Source organism: Oribacterium sp. HCP3S3_B9, from assembly GCF_052064255.1.
GTDB lineage: Bacteria > Bacillota > Clostridia > Lachnospirales > Lachnospiraceae > Oribacterium.
Genome location: NZ_JBQHVY010000002.1, coordinates 226,451 through 245,460, shown reverse-complemented (window position 1 = coordinate 245,460; position 19,010 = coordinate 226,451). Strand labels below are relative to the sequence as shown.

Here is a 19,010-nt window from a genome sequence, read left to right as displayed (position 1 = left end):
CGAAATGAGTAAGAAAAATGCAATCAGATGCTATGCAGTGGTTGGGGCAGCCGTATTGGCCGCCGCAATCATACTGCTGGCAGGGATGTTGTATGAGCAAAAGAAAATAGACAAAGCCCTATCCGAGGAGCGGCAGACGTTTCAGAAGCAGGCGCAGGAGTTTCAGGTGCAAAATCAGGCGCTTCAGAAGGAGAATCAGGAGATTCAGATAGAAAATCAGAAGTTTCAGAAGGAAAATCAAGCGCTTCTGCAGGAAATAGACGATTTGCGGACAGCCAAAAATGGAGTAGAAGAGCATGGACGGCTGTCTGTAGATGGTACGCAGCTGGTAGATCAACATGGAAATCCACTCATGCTTCGGGGGATGAGCAGCCATGGTATCAGCTGGTATCCGGAATTCACGAACTATGCGGCGTTGAAAACGATCAAGGACTATGGCGCAAATGCATTTCGGGTAGTTATGTATGTAGAGCAGAATGACGCTTACCTCGAAGAGCCAGCATTGAACCAGAAGCTCCTGTTTTCTGCCATCGAAAACGCCCTGGCAGCTGACCTGTATACCATCGTCGACTGGCATGTGCTCCGGGATGAAAACCCAAACCGCCATATAGAGGAAGCGATGCGTGTACTGGAAGAGGTTGCGCAGCGCTATGGAGACCATCCGGGCATCCTCTATGAAATCTGCAATGAACCGAACGGTGACACGAGCTATGAGGATATCGTTCACTATGCGGAGAAAATCATCCCCGTCATACGGAAGCACGCGCCGAATGCCGTGATTCTGGTGGGAACACCGAAGTTCTGTACATCACTTTCGGAAGCGATCGAAGATCCGATCGACGAGCGGAACATCATGTACAGCTATCATTACTATGCCGGGATCGCCGATGGTACGTTCGCAATCAAGCAGATTACGAGAGGACGGGAAAAGGGCTTGCCGATCTTTGTCAGCGAGTGGGGCGTGGATGGTTATGACGCTACGGAACAGGACTGGGAAGAAACCAGAGCTTTCCTGGATTATCTCGAGAAAGAAAAAATCGGATGGATCAACTGGTCCCTCAGTGATAAAGACGAAGGCTACTCCATGATTCGGCCGGACAGCGGAAAGCTTCATGGCTGGGATGAAAAGGATATGAGCGAAAGCGGACGACTGGTGCTGGAGTATCTGTCGCCGGGCAAGGAGGCGCACTGATTTCAACACTTACGAAGGTAGAGCAGATGATCTCATGGACGCGTGATCAAGCGCTGCGAGCTGAAGTGAAAAAACGGACCTGGCTCTATAGAGAACCGGATCCGTTTTTTGCTGGAACCAACGTAATGGGGGTCTGACCCAATTAATTTTTCTAAACAGATTCTAAACTGGGAGTTTATGGGGTAAGACCCCATAAACTTCGTCGATCGCGAGCTTGATGGCACCCATGATGCCCTGGTCGTCGTGGAGGGAGGCCGGGACGATGTAGTGATCGAGATCGGCGAACTCGTCATTAAGGACATAGCCGTTTACCATGGATTTCACCTTCTCGCGGATGAGTGGGAAGAGCTGCGCCTGGTGCATCACACCGCCGCCGAGGATGATGATCTGCGGGCTCAGGGTCATGATGAGAGTGGTGCAGGCTTCTGCGATGTAGTGTGCTTCGATGTCCCACACCTTCGGATCATCCTTGAGGTTGATGGCTTTCTGTCCCCAGCGTTCTTCGATGGCCGGGCCGGCGGCCATGCCTTCGAAGCAGCTGCCATGGTAAGGGCAGTGGCCTTTATACGTATCGTCCGGGTGCTTCACCACCGGGATGTGCCCGAACTCCGGATGAAGCATACCGTGGACGAGATGACCACCGGAGAGGACACCGGCACCGACGCCGGTGCCGATCGTGATATAAACGGCATCCGTGAGACCGCGGGCCTGTCCGTAGGTGACCTCGCCGAGGAGAGAACCGTTGACGTCGGTGTCGAAGCCGACCGGTACGCCGAGGGCGCGCTTCAGTATGCCGACGATGTCAACATGAGCCCAGCCCTTCTTCGGGGTCGTCGTGATATAGCCGTAGGTCGGCGAGTTGCGGCGAAGATCGACCGGGCCGAAACAGGCCACACCGAGAGATGCGATCTCCTTATCGTGGAACCATGCGATAATCGCAGACAGGGTTTCGTCCGGTGTGGTCGTCGGAATGAATGTCTGCTCGAGAATCGTTCCGTTTTCATCGCCGAGCGCACACACCATCTTCGTGCCGCCGGCTTCTAAAGCACCGTAGAACATAATTGCCTCCGTATGAATAAGGTATCATTTATCGCTTTATTAATGGACCGGTTCAGAACGTGACCGGCTGACATTTATTTTAAAACATGAATGTGTGAAGGAAAAGCAGAGAATAAAAATGAGCCTCCGGATTCCGGAGGCTCTGCGTTTTAAGTGATATGATTTACTCCTCGACGGTAACCTTCGTCATGGTGACAGCGACTACAGGAGCATCCTGCCAGCCGGTCGGGGTGGAAGCGATGCGGTCAACCTCATCCATGCCGTCGATGACCTTACCGAAGGCAGCGTACTGACCATCGAGGTAGGAAGCATCTGCGTGCATGATGAAGAACTGGGAACCCGCGGAGTCCGGATCCATCGCACGCGCCATGGAAATCACACCACGCTTGTGCTGCAGATCGTTCTTTACACCGTTGGAAGAGAACTCACCCTTGATGTTCCAGCCCGGGCCGCCGGTACCGTTGCCCTCCGGATCACCACCCTGGATCATGAAACCAGGAATGATGCGGTGGAAGGTCAGACCATCATAGAAGCCCTGCTTTACGAGCTTCACGAAATTCTCTACCGTGATCGGTGCGATCTCAGGATACAGCTCGAGCTTGATATCCTTGTCGTCGTCCATATGAATCGTTACGATTGGATTAGCCATAATTGAAAACCTCTTTTCATTGATTTATCTCTATGGATTCTACCAGTAAAACGCAGGCAGAACAATAGAAAAAGGGAGATTCGCTGATTACAGTTTCAGACTGTTCTCGTCCAGCAGAAAATTTCTCAGGCCATAAATCGTCCTCTATTCCGAAAACAGGTGCAGATGCACCTCATTTCGGAATAGGAACATCATAAAACAAGGTTCGGATAAAGCTGCGGCTTCGCAGCTTTTCTGAGATTCCCTACGCAATGATGATCCAACCAGATATAACCAAACGGAATTACAAAGGAGGGCGAAACTATAACGGAAATAGATTGATGAGAGTATAATTTAAATTAACATCTTTATAGATTTTGATGAACATGAACATGCATTAAGGCTGTTTCACGAAATAAGGCCTTTCACCATCCATGACATTATAAGTTTCTGGAATTTTCACGATCCATTGAATTATCCTTGCTGTGACATTAGGCGATTTTCGCAATCCTTTGAAATTCGGCCTGCATGCCATTAGTTTTTTCTGGAATTCTCACAGAACCATCGATATCCTTCATCGTGACATTATCGACGTTTCGCAAACGGCCTGAATTCTGGATTCATGCCATTAAGTTTTTTCACAGAGCTGTTCTTATCTTCGAGTGTGACATTATATTTCGGCTCTCGGAGGCCGCATATAGCCTTATATTTGGAGCTCTCCCGGTATTTACTTAATGTCACTTGTTTTAAAACCGGGGTCTTTGCGTCAAAAACCGGAAAATCACTCATAAACCAGCTCTGTATATTTCCGTGAGATAATGTCACAAGCTTCGATAAAGCGGGATCTGTGAAAATACCTGATGTCATCCAATCAGAAATCAATGATTTTGCGAAAAAAGCAGTACAGGGAGTGCCCTCCGGGGGCACGCCCAAAATGCGACGAAACATCGCAAAACGGCTGGAAACCGCTGTGCGAATTTCATCCCCCATCTTGTAGCGACGTGCCGGTTTGTGGTATAGTATACCGAGTGAGCCTTCGGGGCACGCATTATTAAGAAAAAGAGGTACCATAGACTATGGCAGACGAGATCAAGATCGAGGAAGCAAAGGAAGAGAAGATCCCTTCCATGGATGATTTCAAGGAGGAGCTTGAGGCATCGTTCAAGCAGCATGCAAATGCGAAGCGCGTGGACATGAGCAAGTGGGAGAAGATCCTCGATGACTTCCAGAACAAGACCAGCTTCGAGGTAGAGGTAAACGAAGCTGTGAAGAGCGGTGTGACCGCAAGCGTGGATGGCCTGAGAGCATTCATCCCGGCATCGAAGCTTTCACTCGGCTTCGTAAAGGATGAGGAGCTGAAGGACTGGGTAGGCAAGAAGCTGAATGTCCGCGTCATCACGGCTGAGCCAGAGAACAACAAGCTGGTTCTTTCTGCACGTGATGTTCTCCGTGATGAGCAGGAGAAGGTAAGAGCAGAGAAGGCAGCTGCGATCCAGACCGGTCTCGTCACCGAGGGTACGGTTGAGACTGTAAAGGACTATGGTGCATTTATCGATCTCGGAGATGGCGTGACCGGTCTTCTGCACGTTTCTCAGATCTCCAACAAGAGAGTGAAGTCTCCGGCAGATGTACTGAAGGAAGGCCAGACCGTGAAGGTTCAGGTTATCGGTGTCAAGGATGGTAAGATTTCCCTTTCCATGAAGGCACTCGAGGCTGAGAAGCAGGAGCGTAAGGAGAAGCAAGAGCGCGAGGATTTCCGTGCAAACTACAAGGAGTCCGGTGCTGCAACCTCTTCCTTCGCAGAGATTATGAAGAAGAGCGGCATTAAGTTCTGATCATACGGATGCTTTGATTTATTCAGTAGTCACGTATATAGAAGTTGACAGTTCATTTAGTGACACAGGAGGGCCGGCAACAGAAGCCATACGGAAAGACCGTGAATAAATCAAAATTGTCCCCTTAGAACCAGTTGGAGTAATTTTTCCTTAGCACTCTCTGCAACACGGAGTTTTCCTAAAGAAAACTCCGTCGTTTGCAGAGAGCCTACTGGTTCTTAGGGGGCAATTTTTGATTTTTCCGGTCTCGGAGTACTGTGCTTCTGTTGCCGGCCCTCCGGGGCACTGAATGATAGAGAGTTAAAGAGAGGAAACAGATGGAGTATACAGCGAAGGAAGTGACGGCGGAGGAGCTCGAGCAGTGGCCACGGGAGAGCTATCACCTGATCGATGTGCGAAGTGAAGAGGATTTTCAGACGGGCAAGATGCCGGATGCGCTTCGGGTGGATCTCGACCGTATCGCCGAGGGTAACCACAGCATCCCGAAGGATAAGCGGGTCGTACTGTACTGTAAGTACGGTGACCTCTCCCTGACGGCAGCCGAGGACCTGTGCGCGCAGGGCTATGAGGCCTACAGCCTCGCCGGCGGCTACGGTAAGTGGGTGCTCCGCCAGATCCAGAAGGACATGGATTCCGAGCAGCGCCGCGACGACATCGAGAAGTCCCTCCGCAAGAAGTTCAAGCGGAACCTCTTCGGCATGTTCGTGAAGGCCATCTGCGATTATCAGCTCGTCGAGCCGGGTGACCGCATTGCGGTCTGCATCTCCGGCGGTAAGGATTCGATGCTCATGGCGAAGCTCTTCCAGGAGCTGAAGCGCCACAACAAGATCCCGTTCGAGCTCGTGTTCCTGTGCATGGACCCTGGCTATAACGAGGCAAACCGTAAGGTCATCGAACGGAACGCGGATCTCCTTGGCATCCCGCTCACGATCTTCGAAACAAATATCTTCGACTCCGTCTACAACATCCCGAAGTCCCCGTGCTACGTCTGCGCCCGCATGCGCCGCGGCTACCTCTATAAGGAAGCCCAGCGCCTCGGCTGCAACAAGATCGCGCTCGGCCACCACTTCGACGACGTCATCGAGACCGTCCTCATGGGTATGCTCTACGCCGGCCAGTATGAGGCGATGATGCCGAAGCTCCACTCCACGAACTTCCCGGGCATGCAGCTGATCCGCCCGCTCTATCTCATCCGTGAGGCGGAAATCAAGCACTGGCGCGACTACAACAGTCTGAACTTCATCCAGTGCGCCTGCCACTTCACCGAGACCTGCGCGACCTGCCATACCGACGGTCAGACCAGCTCGAAGCGTCTAGAGACGAAAAAGCTGATCGAGAAGCTGAAGGAAACGAATCCGTACGTCGAGCGGAACATCTTCAGCGCGATGGAAAACGTAAGCCTGAACAAGATCCTCGGCTACAAGCGTCAGCACGTGAAGCACAGCTTCCTCGAGTGGTACGAGGATGAGGACGACCTGAAAATCGGCGTCATGAACGAGGCAGAGATCGCGCACGAGGATGAGCTTCGTCGGCAGCAGGAGCTCCAGAAGGAGAAGGCTCGCATCGATTCTCAGCCGAAGTCCGAACAGGCGCGCCGGAACGCCGAGGAGAACCGTCGCAACGCGCAGTTCCGTAAACTGGAAGGAGCGAGGCCGGATGGAAACTAGTATGGAGAACTGCCGGCTCTGCCCGCGCCAGTGCGGTGTGAACCGGAACGCGGGGCAGAAGGGCGTCTGCGGCGTCGGCTCCGAGCTCTATATCGCGCGGGCGGCGCTCCACTTCTGGGAGGAGCCGTGCATCTCCGGTAAGGAAGGCAGCGGCGCGGTGTTCTTCTCCGGCTGCACCCTGAAGTGCGTGTTCTGCCAGAACTATGAGCTGAGCCACCAGGAGGTCGGAAAGCGCGTCAGCCTCGAGCGACTCGCGGAGATCTTTTTCGAGCTGGAGGCGCAGGGCGCGAACAACATCAACCTCGTGACCCCGGACCACTACATCCCCCTCATCGCGCAGGCCATGGAGCGGAGCCGCGTGCAGGGACTGAAGATCCCCTTCGTGATCAACTGCTCTGGCTATGAAACGACCGAGCTGATCCGCCGCCTGGATGGCCTCGCGGACATCTACCTCGACGACTTCAAGTACATGGACAGCGCGAAGGCACAGAAGTACTCCGGTGCCGGCGACTACCCGGAACGCGCGCAGGAAAGCCTCGCCGAGATGGTGCGCCAGTGCCCGGAGCCCGTCTTCGACGAACGCGGCATGATGCAGAAGGGCGTCATCGTTCGCCATCTCCTTATGCCCTCGATGGTCCATAACGCAGAACGCGTCGTCGATTACGTGTATGACCGCTACGGCGACCAGGTCTACCTCAGCCTCATGCACCAGTTCACCCCCTTCCCGCGCCTCGAAAAGTGGCCGGAGATCAACCGCCGCGTCACCCGCCGTGAGTACGAACGCCTCATCGACTACGCCCTCGAAAAAGGCGTCACCAACGCCTTCATCCAGGAAGGCAGCGTCGCGAAAGAGAGCTTCGTCCCAAAATGGGATGCAGAGGGTGTCTAGAAGAGATGTCGGGTGCTGTGCACCCGATTTAGTACGTAATCCTATAGGGAAACTAGGAAATCTTGTTGCGGAAGCGAATCCGCTGGGCTATAATCAAAGCTGCTGATATCCGGCACCATCTGACCGGACATCAGCAGCTTTTCATATATTCCCGTATGCCCTGTGGAGGCGACACAGTCGTACGGTGATCATGTTCTACATGAATAGAATTCACGCCCCGCACCCCGGGGCTCTTATGGAGGAATGAATATGGCAGATTTACTGAATGTCAAGAATCTTCAGGTGAAGGTCGAGGAGAAGGAGATTCTCCACGGCGTCGATCTGACAGTGAATAGAGGTGAGACCCATGTCCTGATGGGACCGAACGGTGCCGGTAAGTCCACCCTCGGTAACGCACTGATGGGCAACCCGCAGTACCAGATCGTCGGCGGACAGATCCTGTTCAACGGCCAGGACATCACGACGGAGCCGACTGATAAGAGAGCAAAGCTCGGTATGTTCCTGTCCTTCCAGAACCCGCTCGAGGTGCCGGGCATCACCCTCGGTAACTTCATCCGCTCGGCTCTGCAGCAGAGAACCGGCAAGCACATCCGCCTCTGGGACTTCAAGAAGGAGATGAAGAAGGCGATGGAGGTCCTCGATATGGATCCGAGCTATGCCGATCGTGATCTCAATGTCGGCTTCTCCGGCGGTGAGAAGAAGAAGGCAGAGATCCTGCAGCTCCTCATGCTGAAGCCGTCCCTCGCAATCCTCGACGAGACCGATTCCGGCCTCGACGTCGATGCCGTTCGTACCGTAAGTAAGGGTGTCGAGGAGTACCAGAAGTCCATGGACGGTGCCCTCATCATCATCACCCACTCCACGAGAATCCTTGAGTCTCTGAAGGTGGATAAGACGCACGTTCTCGTCAGCGGCCAGATGAAGGCCGAGGGTGACGCGTCGATGGTCGACCGCATCAACGAGAACGGCTTCGTGGATTTCCTGAACAAGTAAGCGTGGAGGACAGCATCTATGGCAAATAAGGAAAAGGCAGAGGTTCAGGACATCAACCGCTCCATGTATGATTTCCGTTACGAAGAGAAGGATACGGATTTCTACAAGATCCAGGAGGGGCTGACGAAGGATATCGTCCTCGAGATCTCTGAGAAGAAGGGAGACCCGGCGTGGATGCGGGACTTCCGTTTAAAATCACTCGAAATTTATAATCAGAAAAAGGTTCCGCAGTGGGGCCCGAGCATCGACGGACTCGATATGAACAACATCGTGACCTATGTAAAGCCGAAGACGAAGATGACCGCGGACTGGGAAGAGGTTCCGGAGGACATCAAGAACACCTTCGAGAAGCTCGGTATCCCGCAGGCAGAGCGTGAGTCGCTCGCCGGCGTCGGCGCACAGTACGACTCTGAGCTCGTCTACCATAACCTTCAGAAGGAGGTCGAGGAGCAGGGCGTCGTATATACCGACATCGAGTCGGCCCTGCACGGTCCGTATGCAGATATGATCCGGGATCACTTCATGCACCTCGTACCGCCGACGGATCATAAGTTCGCGGCGCTCCATGGTGCGGTCTGGTCCGGCGGCTCCTTCGTCTATATCCCGAAGGGCGTCTCCGTCGAGATCCCGCTGCAGTCCTACTTCCGTCTGAACGCCCCGGGCGCCGGACAGTTCGAGCATACCCTGATCATCGTGGATGAGGGGGCACAGCTCCACTTCATCGAGGGCTGCTCTGCACCGAAGTACAACATCGCGAACCTGCATGCCGGCTGCGTCGAGCTCTATGTCGGCAAGAATGCGAAGCTTCGCTACTCGACCATCGAGAACTGGTCGAAGAATATGTATAACCTGAACACGAAGCGTGCCATCGTCGAAGAGGGCGGCACGATGGAGTGGGTATCCGGATCCTTCGGCTCCCATGTTTCCTACCTCTATCCGATGACCATCCTGAAGGGCGACAACTCCCATATGGAGTTCACCGGCGTTACCTTCGCCGGCAAGGGCCAGAACCTCGATACCGGTGCGAAGGTCGTCCATACTGGAAAGAATACCAGCTCCTACATCAACACCCGTTCCATCAGTAAGGATGGCGGTATCAGCACCTACCGTTCCTCCGTCGTCATCAACAACTCGGCGAAGCACGCGAAGGCTGCTGTTTCCTGCCAGTCCCTGATGCTCGACGACATCTCCCGCTCCGACACCATCCCGGCGATGGATGTCCGCACCCAGGATGCCGACGTCGGACACGAGGCGAAGATCGGACGTATCTCCGACGATGCCGTATTCTATCTGATGTCCCGTGGCCTCTCCGAGGAGGACGCACGTGCGCTGATCGTTTCCGGCTTTGCAGACAGTGTTTCGAAGGAGCTCCCGCTCGAGTACGCCGTAGAGATGAACAACCTCATCCGTCTCGAGATGAAGGGCGCGATCGGTTAAGGAGGGCAGAGATGAAGGAAAATCAGCTTTTAGTAAATGTTCTGCCGTCACCGACCTATAACTGGCTCCGGATGAACGACGCAGATGTGAAGGTACCGGGTGATGCGGTCGAAGGAAATCCGATGGTGACCCGGACCGCCGATGTGACCGCGACGGTGACCGACTATACAGAGATCCAGGATATCGCCGGCGGCATGGGCTATGATTTCGATACCTATATGAAGCATTCGGACGCGGATGTCCTGAAGCTTCAGATCGGCCGTCAGCAGAAGGCCGCACAGCCGGTGCATATCGAGTTCGATTATGAAAAGAACTGTGCAGACGTAAATGCCGTCTACATTGACGCAGACGAAGGGAGCGACCTCGTCGTCGTGATGGATTTCCGCTCCGCTGCAGAGGCCGTCGGCTTCGCAGCCGTACAGACGAAGATTCATGTGGCGAAGGACGCCCACGTACTGCTCGTGCAGATCCAGCGGCTCGGCCAGGGCTTCCGCTTCCTGAATGATGTGGCCGCGAAAACGGAGGAGAGCGCAGGCTTCGAGCAGATCGAGCTCATCCTCGGCGGCGCAGACACCTACCAGGGCTCCCGTACCGACCTCGTCGGTGCGCACAGTACCCTGAAGACCGATATCGGCTATCTCCTGAAGCGGCAGGAGCATCTCGATATGAACTACATCGCGAACCACATCGGCCGGAAGACCGAGTGCGCGATCGACGTGAAGGGCGTGCTCCGCGATGGGGCACATAAGCTCTTCCGCGGCACGATCGACCTCCGGAGAGGCGCGAAGGGGGCCCTCGGAAACGAGCTCGAGGACGTGCTGCTGATGGATGACAACGTGATCAACCAGACGATTCCGATCATCCTCTGTGACGAGGAGGACGTCGAGGGTAACCATGGTGCGACCATCGGCCGGATCGATGAGGCCCTGCTGTTCTACCTCGAGTCGAGAGGTATGACAGAGGCCGAGGTCTACGAGATGATGGCCGGTGCCCGGATCGATTCGGTGATCCATAAGATTCCGGATGCCGTGACACGTGACCGTGTGTTCGAGGAACTCAAGGGCCATAAGGAGGAGCGATATGATGACTGAAATCACAAGAGAAGAGCGTCAGCGTGAGGATCAGGCAATTCTTCAGCAGTTCCCGATCCTCGACGGCAGCTTCACCTACCTCGACAACGGGGCGACGACCCAGAAGCCGCAGTGCGTCCTCGATGCGATGATGCACTACTATACGAAGGAAAACGCAAACCCGATGCGCGGTCTTTATGATCTCTCGATCAAGGCCACCGAGGCCTACGAGGATGCGCGTGAGACCGTCCGTGCCTTCATCAACGCACGCGCCCACGAGGAGATCGTCTTCACGCGGAACGCCACCGAGAGCCTGAATCTCGTGGCGTACACCTACGGACGCGCGTTTATAAAGGAAGGTGACGAGATCGTCATCACCATCATGGAGCACCACAGCAACATGCTTCCATGGCAGCAGCTCTGTAAGGAAAAGGGCGCGAAGCTCACCTACATCCTGCCGGAAGCAGATGGCACGATCACAGAGGAGATGTTCCGCTCCTACATGAACCCGAACGTCAAGCTCGTGGCGATGACCCAGGTGTCGAATGTGCTCGGCGTGAAGAATGACATTAAGACCTTCGCCCGCATCGCCCACGAGAACGGCGCGGTCTTCGTGTGCGACGGCGCACAGTCGGTACCGCATATGAAGGTCGATGTACAGGAGCTCGACTGCGATTTCCTGTCCTTCTCCGGTCACAAGATCTACGGACCGATGGGCATCGGCGTGCTCTATGGAAAGCGTGATCTCCTTGACAAGATGCCACCGTTCCTCTTCGGCGGCGAGATGATCGAGTACGTCACCACCGAGGGCGCGACCTGGAACGAGCTGCCGCATAAGTTCGAGGCAGGTACGGTCAATGATGGCGGTGCGGTCGGACTGGCCGCCGCCCTCCGCTTCGTGTCTTCAATCGGCTTTGACCGGATCGAGGAGCGCGAGCTTCATCTCACGAAGATGATGATGACCGAGATGCAGAAGCTGCCGTATGTGCACATCCTCGGATCCACCGACCCGGAGAAGCACCACGGCATCGTCACCTTCACCGTCGACGGCGTTCATCCGCACGACATCGCGGCGATCTTCGACTCCCATAAGGTCGACATCCGCGCCGGACACCACTGCGCACAGCCGCTCATGAAGTTCTGCCATACCCCGAGCACGGTACGTGCAAGCATGGGTCTCTACAACACCGAGGAGGATGTACAGCATTTCCTCGATGCCCTGAAGAAACTGAGAGAGGAGATGGGTTACTGATGGCGATTACATTTTACAACGAGGTCCTGACGGACCATAATATTCATCCGTCCCACAAGTATAAGATGGAGGACGCAACCTACTCCCTCGAGGGGGTCAATCCGAGCTGCGGCGATGACGTCGTACTCTATATCAAGGTCGACGCGGACAACGTGATCGAGGACGCCTCCTTCGACGGAGACGGCTGCGCGATCTCCCAGGCCAGCGCTGACATGATGTGTGACCTCATCATCGGCAAGCCGAAGGACGAGGCCCTGCGCCTCTCGGAGATCTTCCTCCGCATGATCAAGGGCAAGATCACCGACGAAGAGAAGGACGAGCTCGAGGAAGCAGGTATCCTCGAGGACATCTCGCACATGCCGGCCCGCGTCAAGTGCGCGGTGCTCGGATGGCACACCATGGATCAGATCTTCCAGGACGCCGATAATGGCAAGGTTGATCAATACGACGGAAAGTTCGAAAAATAATTCGGACGTTTTTGGATCAGAACCCCCGGAGGACCGGCACCAGAAGTCATACGGAGAGTTCGTGAAGAATCAAAATCCCAGCTCTTAGAAGTACTTGGAGTAATTTTTCCTTAGCACCCTCTGCAACGCTGAGTTTTCATAAAGAAAACTCAGTGATTGCAGAGGGCCTAGTACTTCTTAGAGCTGGGATTTTAGAGTCTTCCGAACTCGGAGTACTGTACTTCTGGTGTCGGTCCTCCGGGGACTCTGCCATAAACCTAAAGGAAATTGTAAAGTCTGAGCATTGTAAACGCCGTAGCGCTTCGTTATAATGAGAATGTTTATTAAAAGGGAATTTTTGCATTTTCGGAAGACGGACTAGAAATACATGAAGAATTACAGCCGATTTAACGTAGATAAAACCTTATATGAGATGGACAACACGAAGGTGAAGCTCGGGCACAGCATCGCACATGTCATCCAGATGGCGCTGCTGATCCTGGTGCTCTGCCTCTGCCTCCTGGGCGCCGCGATGGGCTTCGGTATGTTCCGGGGCATCCTCGACTCCGCGCCGGACATCGATACGATCCATATCGGTCCGACCGCCTATGCGTCGAAGGTGCTGGATACCGATGGAAACATTACTGCGACACTGGTGACGGCGGGCTCGAACCGTGAGCGCGTGAGCTACGAGCAGCTCCCAGAGGACCTCATCAACGCCTTCGTCGCGATCGAGGATGAGCGCTTCTGGCAGCACAACGGCATCGACCTGAAGTCGATCCTCCGTGCCGTCCGCGGCGTGGTGTCGGATGATGACTCTGCCGGCGGCGGCTCGACGATCACGCAGCAGCTGATCAAGAATAACGTCTTCGGCGGTGGCCTGCATGAGGGAAAGTTCCAGCGCTATGTCCGGAAGTTCCAGGAGCAGTATCTGGCCCTCGAAATCGAGAACCAGCCGGGACTCAGCAAGGAAGAAATCAAGAAGAGTATCATCACGGAGTATCTGAACACCATCAACCTCGGTGCGAATACCCTCGGTGTCAAGGTAGCAGCGAGACGCTACTTTAATAAAGAAGTGAGCGATCTGACGCTCTCCGAGTGTACGGTCATCGCGTCGATCACGAAGAACCCGAGCGGGCTGAACCCGATCACCCATCCGAAACGGAACGCTGAGCGCCGCGCGCAGGTGCTGAAGAACATGCTCGAGCAGGGCTATATCGATGAGGCACAGTATACGGAAGCCCTGGCAGACGACGTGTACGCGCGGATCCAGGACGTCAATGTACAGAAAACAGCAGAGAATGAGCCGTACTCCTACTTCGTGGATGAGCTGACGGCACAGGCGATTCAGGAGCTGCAGGATCGACTCGGCTATACGAAGGATAAAGCAACCGACCTGCTCTATTCGGGCGGTCTCACGATCTACTCCACCCAGGATCCGAGCCTCCAGAGCATCGTCGATGAGGAGGTCAATAATCCGGACAACTATGACACGGCGAAGCATTCCGTGACCTGGCGCTATACGCTGAAGCACGACGACGGCTCGATCGTGAACTACTCCGAGAAGGACCTCCTCCGCTGGATGAAGGAGGTGAAGGGCATCAACTTCAACGGTCTCTTCAGCTCGGAGGACTCGGCGAAGTCCTATGTCGAGCAGTATAAGGCAGAGCTCGTCCGTGATACCGATACGGAGCTGGGCGAGCAGTTCTTCACGACCCTGGAGCCGCAGGTTTCCTTCGTGCTCATGGACCCGCACACCGGCCAGGTTCGGGCCATCAGCGGTGGTCGTGGCGACAAGCGCTATTCACTGTCCCTGAACCGTGCGACCGGAACCCTCCGGCAGCCGGGATCGACCTTCAAGCTGATTACGTCCTTCGCACCCGCCATCGACCTCTATGGGGCAACATTGGCCACGCCGTTCTATGATACGGCGTATACGCTCGGAAATAAGACCTTCAAGAACTGGTACAGCTCCGGCTTCCTCGGCTACCAGACGATCCGCGATGGTATCATCTACTCACTGAACATCATCGCGGTGCGCTGCCTGATGGAGCAGCTGAATCCGCACGAGGGACGGCTGTATGCAGAGAACCTCGGCATCACGAGCCTGCTCGACAGCGATGAGAACCCGGCGCTGGCGCTCGGCGGTATCACGCATGGTGTGACGAATCTCGAGCTCACGCAGGCCTTCGCGACGATCGCAAACGGCGGTCAGTTTAACAAGGCGAAGTTCTTCACGAAGATCCTCGATCAGGAGGGCAATGTGCTCATCGATACGACGGAGGACCAGCCGCGGCAGGCGATGAAGGCCACGACGGCGTTTCTGCTGACCGATGCGATGAAGCAGTCCATGCTGCCGAATCGTGCGTATGCGGCCTCGCTGAATGTCAACTCCACGTCGACACGTGCGCACTTCGACGGTATGAGCCTCGCCGGCAAGTCCGGTACGACGACGAAGGATGTCGATATCTGGTTCGTCGGATACTCTCCATATTATGTGGGCGGTATCTGGGGTGGCTGTGATGAAAACCAGCCGCTCATCGATAAGGCGAGCGGAGAGTATAACGGCGGCGCCGGTTTCCACAAGGATATCTGGCGGAAGATCATGAGCCGTGTGCATGAGGGACTGCCGGATATCGGCTTCACACAGCCGGACGGCATCGTGCAGGCACAGGTCTGCCGGAAGTCCGGTAAGCTTCCGACGAGTGGATGCTATGCGGATTATCGCGGCAGTTCTGTCATCACGGAGTATTTCGCAGAGGGCACAGTGCCGACCACGAACTGTGACCGACATACGAGCTGGGGCTCTATCATCATCCCGGAGGATGAGAAGGATCTCGCCTATACGGATGATGGCGGCTTCGTCTTCCCGGAGCCGACCGAAGCGGAGACAGAGGAATCCTCAGACGACGAGGTGATCGATGAGGGACCGGCGGATGCCGCAGGCCCGGTTGTCTCAGGTGGTGGCGGACCGGGTGAGGGACTGCCGTCACGGGATATCAAGGCACCGGTCGTCGAGGGATAGAATAGAAAATGAAGTATGTAAAATCCTATGCGACCGGCGAGTATGAGGAGAAGAAGTCCCGATTTATCGGGGAGGTCTTCCCCATCCAGTCGGTCGACGAAGCAGAAGCCCTGATTCAGCAGGTGCGCAAAAAATATTATGATGCACGCCATCACTGCTATGCCTATGTGCTCGGAGATCAGTATGAGACCGTGAAGCAGTCCGATGATGGGGAACCGTCCCAGACGGCGGGCATGCCGATCCTTAGTGTGCTGAAGGGGCAGGAGATTCACGATGCGCTCGTCGTCGTCACCCGCTACTTCGGCGGTACGCTTCTCGGTACAGGCGGGCTCGTCCGCAGCTATACGAATGGCGCGAAGGCGGCGCTTGATGCGGCCGTGATCCTGACCGCGGTCGAGGGCTATGCTGTGCAGGCGGAGATCCCGTACACGCTGGTCGGGAAGATCAAGTACATCGCGGAGAGCGCCGGGATCACGGAGGCGCGTGCCGACTATGGTGCAGCGGTCTCGATGACCTGGCACGTGCCGGCAGAGCAGCTGGCCGGATTTCAAAATCAGATACAGGAGCTGTCCGGCGGATCCATAGTACTTGCAATCGATAAACACCGGTGGTATAATTCGTAAGATTTTTTTGTAAGCATGTACATTAGATATAGTAGAAATAAGGTGTCAAGATGAATCAGAAGAGAGAAGATATTCGTAACGTTGCCATCATCGCCCACGTCGATCATGGTAAAACCACACTGGTCGATGAGCTGTTAAAGCAGTCCGGTGTATTCCGTGATAACCAGGAGATGGGCGTCCGTGTCATGGACTCGAACCCGATCGAGCGTGAGAGAGGTATCACCATTCTCTCGAAGAACACAGCCGTTCACTATAAGAGCACGAAGATCAACATCGTCGATACCCCGGGCCACGCTGATTTCGGTGGTGAGGTAGAGCGTATTCTCAAGATGGTAAATGGTGCGATCCTCCTGGTCGATGCCTTCGAGGGACCGATGCCTCAGACCCGTTTCGTACTGCAGAAGGCCCTGGACCTTCGTCTTCCGGTTATGGTCGTTATCAACAAGATCGATAAGCCGCAGGCACGTCCGGCCGAAGTCGAGGATGAGGTTCTCGAGCTGATGATGGATCTCAATGCTTCCGACGAGCAGCTCGACTGCCCGTTCCTGTATGCATCCTCGAAGGAGGGCTTTGCGAAGAGAAGTCTCGATGATGATTCCACCACCATGGAGCCGCTGTTCCAGACCATCCTTGATTATATCCCGGCACCGGAGGGCGATCCGGATGCGGATACGCAGATGCTGGTGTCGACCATTGATTACAACGAGTTCGTCGGACGTATCGGTGTCGGTAAGATCGATAACGGTTCCCTGAAGCTGAATCAGGAGGCCTATGTCGTGAACCACCACGATCCGGACAAGCGTACCCGTGTACGTATCACGAAGCTCTACACCTTTGACGGTCTCGCAAGAGTTGATGTCAATGAGGCCAGCTGCGGTGAGATCGTTGCGGTCTCCGGTATCGAGGATCTCCACGTAGGTGATACGATCGTCACCGGCGAGGCAGCCGCGATTCCGTTCCAGAAGATTTCCGAGCCGACGATCTCGATGGATTTCATCGTCAATAACTCCCCGCTCGCCGGTCAGGAGGGTAAGTTCGTGACTTCCCGTCATATCCGTGACCGTCTGATGCGTGAGCTGCAGACCGATGTATCTCTCCGTGTAGAGGATACGGATTCTGCTGATACCTTCAAGGTTTCCGGCCGTGGTGAGCTTCACCTCTCCGTACTCATCGAGACGATGCGTCGTGAGGGCTTCGAGTTCGCCGTATCAAAGGCAGAGGTTATCTACAAGACCGAGAACGGCAAGAAGATGGAGCCGATGGAGATTGCGTACGTCGATGTTCCGGATGAGTTCAGCGGTAATGTCATCCAGAAGCTGACTCAGCGCAAGGGCGTACTGAACGGTATGAGCCCGCTCGCTTCTGGCTATACCAGACTCGAGTTCGAGATTCCGTCGAGAGGTCTGATCGGCTACCGTGGTGAGTTCATGACCGATACCAAGGGTAACGGTATCCTGAACACCGAGTTTGACGGCTACGGCGAGTACAAGGGTGATATGAACTACCGTCACAACGGCGCGCTCATCGCCTTCGAGTCCGGCGAGGCGGTTACCTATGGTCTCTTCCAGGCACAGGCGAGAGGAACGCTCTTCATCGGACCTGGCGAGAAGGTTTACGGCGGCATGGTCATCGGCCAGTCTCCGAAGTCCGAGGATATCGAGGTCAATGTCTGCAAGACGAAGCATCTGACCAACACCCGTACATCCTCTTCCGACGAAGCACTGAAGCTCGTTCCGAAGAAGATCATGTCTCTCGAGCAGTGCATCGACTACATCGATACCGACGAGCTCCTCGAGGTTACCCCGGAGAGCCTTCGTATCCGTAAGAAGATCCTCGATCCGGTCCTTCGTAAGAGAGCCGGCTTCGCACGGAAGCAGGGATAATTTTCATAGCCCCTGCGAGGGGGTATGATGTAGCGACGGAGACATTGGCCCAGGGCCAGTGAACAGATACTAAAGTGTAAGAGAAACCAAAGCAAAGACGGAGGTAGTTATGGCACTTTTCAGAGGCGCTGGAGTCGCGCTGGTGACTCCATTTCATGCAGATGGTTCTGTGAATTATGATAAGCTGGCAGAGCTCGTAGAGGAGCAGATCGCGGGTGGCACCGACGCCATCATCGCGTGTGGTACGACCGGTGAGGCAGCCACCATGTCCGAGGAGGAGCACATGGATGTGATTCGCTTCATCATCAAGGCGGTGAATCATCGTATTCCGGTTATCGCCGGAACCGGCAGCAACTGCACGGCGACCGCGATCGATCTGTCGAAGCAGTCAGAGGAAGCTGGCGCCGACGGTGTCCTTCTGGTGACCCCGTACTACAATAAGGCGACCCAGGGTGGTCTCATCCAGCATTACGAGGCCGTGGCAGGCGCGATCAGCCTCCCATGCATCCTGTACAATGTTCCATCCAGAACCGGCGTGACCATCCAGCCGGAGACGATGGCATACCTCTATCAGCATGTCGAGAACATCGTCGGTGTGAAGGACGCAACCGGCAACATCTCGATGATCACGAAGCTGATGTCACTGGTGGACGAGGATTTCCTTCTCTTCTCCGGTGATGATGATCAGATCGTTCCGCTCCTCAGCGTGGGCGCATCTGGTGTTATTTCCGTACTTTCGAACGTGGCACCACGTGAGACGCATGAGATCTGCCAGAAGTGGTTTGACGGCGACATCAAGGGCGCACGTGAGGCACAGTTTAAGGCATATCCGCTGATTAAGGCACTCTTCGCCGAGGTCAATCCGATCCCGGTCAAGGCGGCCCTGAATCTGATGGGTAAGAATGTCGGCTCCTTACGTCTCCCGATGACGGAGGCGACCGACAGCACCAAGGCACTCCTCAAGGATGAGATGACGAAGTACGGTATCCTTTAAGTGACTTCCTCGGCAGT

The 19,010-nt window shown here is 55.0% G+C and carries 16 protein-coding genes; 13 read left to right on the top strand and 3 right to left on the bottom strand.

Annotated features, from left to right (window positions below; translation table 11 throughout):
- Nucleotides 1–4: 4 nt before the first annotated feature.
- Entirely contained in the window at nucleotides 5–1,192 is a 1,188-nt protein-coding gene (locus ACTNC3_RS02480; RefSeq protein WP_410043452.1) for a cellulase family glycosylhydrolase, read from the top strand.
- 162 nt (nucleotides 1,193–1,354) lie between these two features.
- Here ACTNC3_RS02480 and ACTNC3_RS02475 read toward each other — a convergent pair whose 3' ends face one another.
- The 3 genes from ACTNC3_RS02475 to ACTNC3_RS02465 all read right to left on the bottom strand — a co-directional run bounded on the left by ACTNC3_RS02475 (nucleotide 1,355) and on the right by ACTNC3_RS02465 (nucleotide 3,869).
- Entirely contained in the window at nucleotides 1,355–2,251 is an 897-nt protein-coding gene (locus tag ACTNC3_RS02475) for an ROK family protein (protein ID WP_441226346.1), read from the bottom strand.
- Nucleotides 2,252–2,414: 163 nt separating this feature from the next.
- Complete coding sequence (locus ACTNC3_RS02470; RefSeq protein WP_410043454.1) at nucleotides 2,415–2,900, bottom strand: peptidylprolyl isomerase; 486 nt, start codon at nucleotides 2,898–2,900, stop codon at nucleotides 2,415–2,417.
- A gap of 564 nt (nucleotides 2,901–3,464) precedes the next feature.
- Nucleotides 3,465–3,869 (bottom strand): hypothetical protein, encoded by a 405-nt coding sequence (locus ACTNC3_RS02465; protein WP_441226345.1) that lies wholly within the window; start codon nucleotides 3,867–3,869, stop codon nucleotides 3,465–3,467.
- An 86-nt stretch (nucleotides 3,870–3,955) separates the two neighbouring features.
- On the opposite strand from ACTNC3_RS02465, the gene ACTNC3_RS02460 reads away from it, so the two are divergent.
- The 12 genes from ACTNC3_RS02460 to dapA all read left to right on the top strand — a co-directional run bounded on the left by ACTNC3_RS02460 (nucleotide 3,956) and on the right by dapA (nucleotide 18,993).
- Nucleotides 3,956–4,714 (top strand): S1 RNA-binding domain-containing protein, encoded by a 759-nt coding sequence (locus ACTNC3_RS02460; protein WP_441226344.1) that lies wholly within the window; start codon nucleotides 3,956–3,958, stop codon nucleotides 4,712–4,714.
- 317 nt (nucleotides 4,715–5,031) lie between these two features.
- A complete protein-coding gene (locus ACTNC3_RS02455) occupies nucleotides 5,032–6,381 on the top strand; it encodes an ATP-binding protein (RefSeq protein ID WP_441226343.1) in 1,350 nt (449 codons plus the stop codon).
- Nucleotides 6,371–7,270, top strand: a complete 900-nt coding sequence (locus ACTNC3_RS02450; RefSeq protein ID WP_441226342.1) for a radical SAM protein — start codon at nucleotides 6,371–6,373, stop codon at nucleotides 7,268–7,270. The genes ACTNC3_RS02455 and ACTNC3_RS02450 overlap by 11 nt, the downstream gene beginning before the upstream one ends.
- 249 nt (nucleotides 7,271–7,519) lie before the next feature.
- A complete protein-coding gene (sufC, locus tag ACTNC3_RS02445) occupies nucleotides 7,520–8,263 on the top strand; it encodes a Fe-S cluster assembly ATPase SufC (RefSeq protein WP_441226341.1) in 744 nt (247 codons plus the stop codon).
- Nucleotides 8,264–8,281: 18 nt separating this feature from the next.
- On the top strand, nucleotides 8,282–9,700 hold the full coding sequence (gene sufB / locus ACTNC3_RS02440; protein ID WP_410043458.1) for a Fe-S cluster assembly protein SufB: 1,419 nt from the start codon (nucleotides 8,282–8,284) through the stop codon (nucleotides 9,698–9,700).
- 11 nt (nucleotides 9,701–9,711) lie between these two features.
- Nucleotides 9,712–10,791 carry a SufB/SufD family protein gene (locus tag ACTNC3_RS02435; RefSeq protein ID WP_441226340.1) on the top strand — a complete coding sequence of 360 codons (1,080 nt, stop codon included), beginning with the start codon at nucleotides 9,712–9,714 and terminating at the stop codon, nucleotides 10,789–10,791.
- The gene (locus tag ACTNC3_RS02430) at nucleotides 10,784–12,022 is read left to right on the top strand and encodes an aminotransferase class V-fold PLP-dependent enzyme (protein WP_441226378.1); all 1,239 of its coding nucleotides are present in this window, start codon (nucleotides 10,784–10,786) and stop codon (nucleotides 12,020–12,022) included. The genes ACTNC3_RS02435 and ACTNC3_RS02430 overlap by 8 nt, the downstream gene beginning before the upstream one ends.
- On the top strand, nucleotides 12,022–12,489 hold the full coding sequence (gene sufU, locus ACTNC3_RS02425) for a Fe-S cluster assembly sulfur transfer protein SufU (RefSeq protein ID WP_410043460.1): 468 nt from the start codon (nucleotides 12,022–12,024) through the stop codon (nucleotides 12,487–12,489). The genes ACTNC3_RS02430 and sufU overlap by 1 nt, the downstream gene beginning before the upstream one ends.
- Nucleotides 12,490–12,856: 367 nt before the next feature.
- Nucleotides 12,857–15,493 (top strand): transglycosylase domain-containing protein, encoded by a 2,637-nt coding sequence (locus ACTNC3_RS02420; RefSeq protein WP_441226339.1) that lies wholly within the window; start codon nucleotides 12,857–12,859, stop codon nucleotides 15,491–15,493.
- Nucleotides 15,494–15,501: 8 nt separating this feature from the next.
- On the top strand, nucleotides 15,502–16,116 hold the full coding sequence (locus ACTNC3_RS02415; protein WP_441226338.1) for a YigZ family protein: 615 nt from the start codon (nucleotides 15,502–15,504) through the stop codon (nucleotides 16,114–16,116).
- 50 nt (nucleotides 16,117–16,166) lie between these two features.
- Nucleotides 16,167–17,999: a translational GTPase TypA gene (gene typA, locus ACTNC3_RS02410; protein WP_410043463.1), complete on the top strand. Its 1,833-nt coding sequence runs from the start codon at nucleotides 16,167–16,169 to the stop codon at nucleotides 17,997–17,999.
- A 109-nt stretch (nucleotides 18,000–18,108) separates the two neighbouring features.
- On the top strand, nucleotides 18,109–18,993 hold the full coding sequence (gene dapA, locus ACTNC3_RS02405; protein WP_441226337.1) for a 4-hydroxy-tetrahydrodipicolinate synthase: 885 nt from the start codon (nucleotides 18,109–18,111) through the stop codon (nucleotides 18,991–18,993).
- Nucleotides 18,994–19,010 lie beyond the last annotated feature (17 nt).

Coding starts and splice junctions, on each gene's coding strand:
- ACTNC3_RS02480 (WP_410043452.1), top strand. CDS start 5: ATGAGTAAGAAAAATGCAATCAGATGCTATGCAGTGGTTGGGGCAGCC.
- ACTNC3_RS02475 (WP_441226346.1), bottom strand. CDS start 2,251: ATGTTCTACGGTGCTTTAGAAGCCGGCGGCACGAAGATGGTGTGTGCG.
- ACTNC3_RS02470 (WP_410043454.1), bottom strand. CDS start 2,900: ATGGCTAATCCAATCGTAACGATTCATATGGACGACGACAAGGATATC.
- ACTNC3_RS02465 (WP_441226345.1), bottom strand. CDS start 3,869: ATGGGGGATGAAATTCGCACAGCGGTTTCCAGCCGTTTTGCGATGTTT.
- ACTNC3_RS02460 (WP_441226344.1), top strand. CDS start 3,956: ATGGCAGACGAGATCAAGATCGAGGAAGCAAAGGAAGAGAAGATCCCT.
- ACTNC3_RS02455 (WP_441226343.1), top strand. CDS start 5,032: ATGGAGTATACAGCGAAGGAAGTGACGGCGGAGGAGCTCGAGCAGTGG.
- ACTNC3_RS02450 (WP_441226342.1), top strand. CDS start 6,371: ATGGAAACTAGTATGGAGAACTGCCGGCTCTGCCCGCGCCAGTGCGGT.
- sufC (WP_441226341.1), top strand. CDS start 7,520: ATGGCAGATTTACTGAATGTCAAGAATCTTCAGGTGAAGGTCGAGGAG.
- sufB (WP_410043458.1), top strand. CDS start 8,282: ATGGCAAATAAGGAAAAGGCAGAGGTTCAGGACATCAACCGCTCCATG.
- ACTNC3_RS02435 (WP_441226340.1), top strand. CDS start 9,712: ATGAAGGAAAATCAGCTTTTAGTAAATGTTCTGCCGTCACCGACCTAT.
- ACTNC3_RS02430 (WP_441226378.1), top strand. CDS start 10,784: ATGACTGAAATCACAAGAGAAGAGCGTCAGCGTGAGGATCAGGCAATT.
- sufU (WP_410043460.1), top strand. CDS start 12,022: ATGGCGATTACATTTTACAACGAGGTCCTGACGGACCATAATATTCAT.
- ACTNC3_RS02420 (WP_441226339.1), top strand. CDS start 12,857: ATGAAGAATTACAGCCGATTTAACGTAGATAAAACCTTATATGAGATG.
- ACTNC3_RS02415 (WP_441226338.1), top strand. CDS start 15,502: ATGAAGTATGTAAAATCCTATGCGACCGGCGAGTATGAGGAGAAGAAG.
- typA (WP_410043463.1), top strand. CDS start 16,167: ATGAATCAGAAGAGAGAAGATATTCGTAACGTTGCCATCATCGCCCAC.
- dapA (WP_441226337.1), top strand. CDS start 18,109: ATGGCACTTTTCAGAGGCGCTGGAGTCGCGCTGGTGACTCCATTTCAT.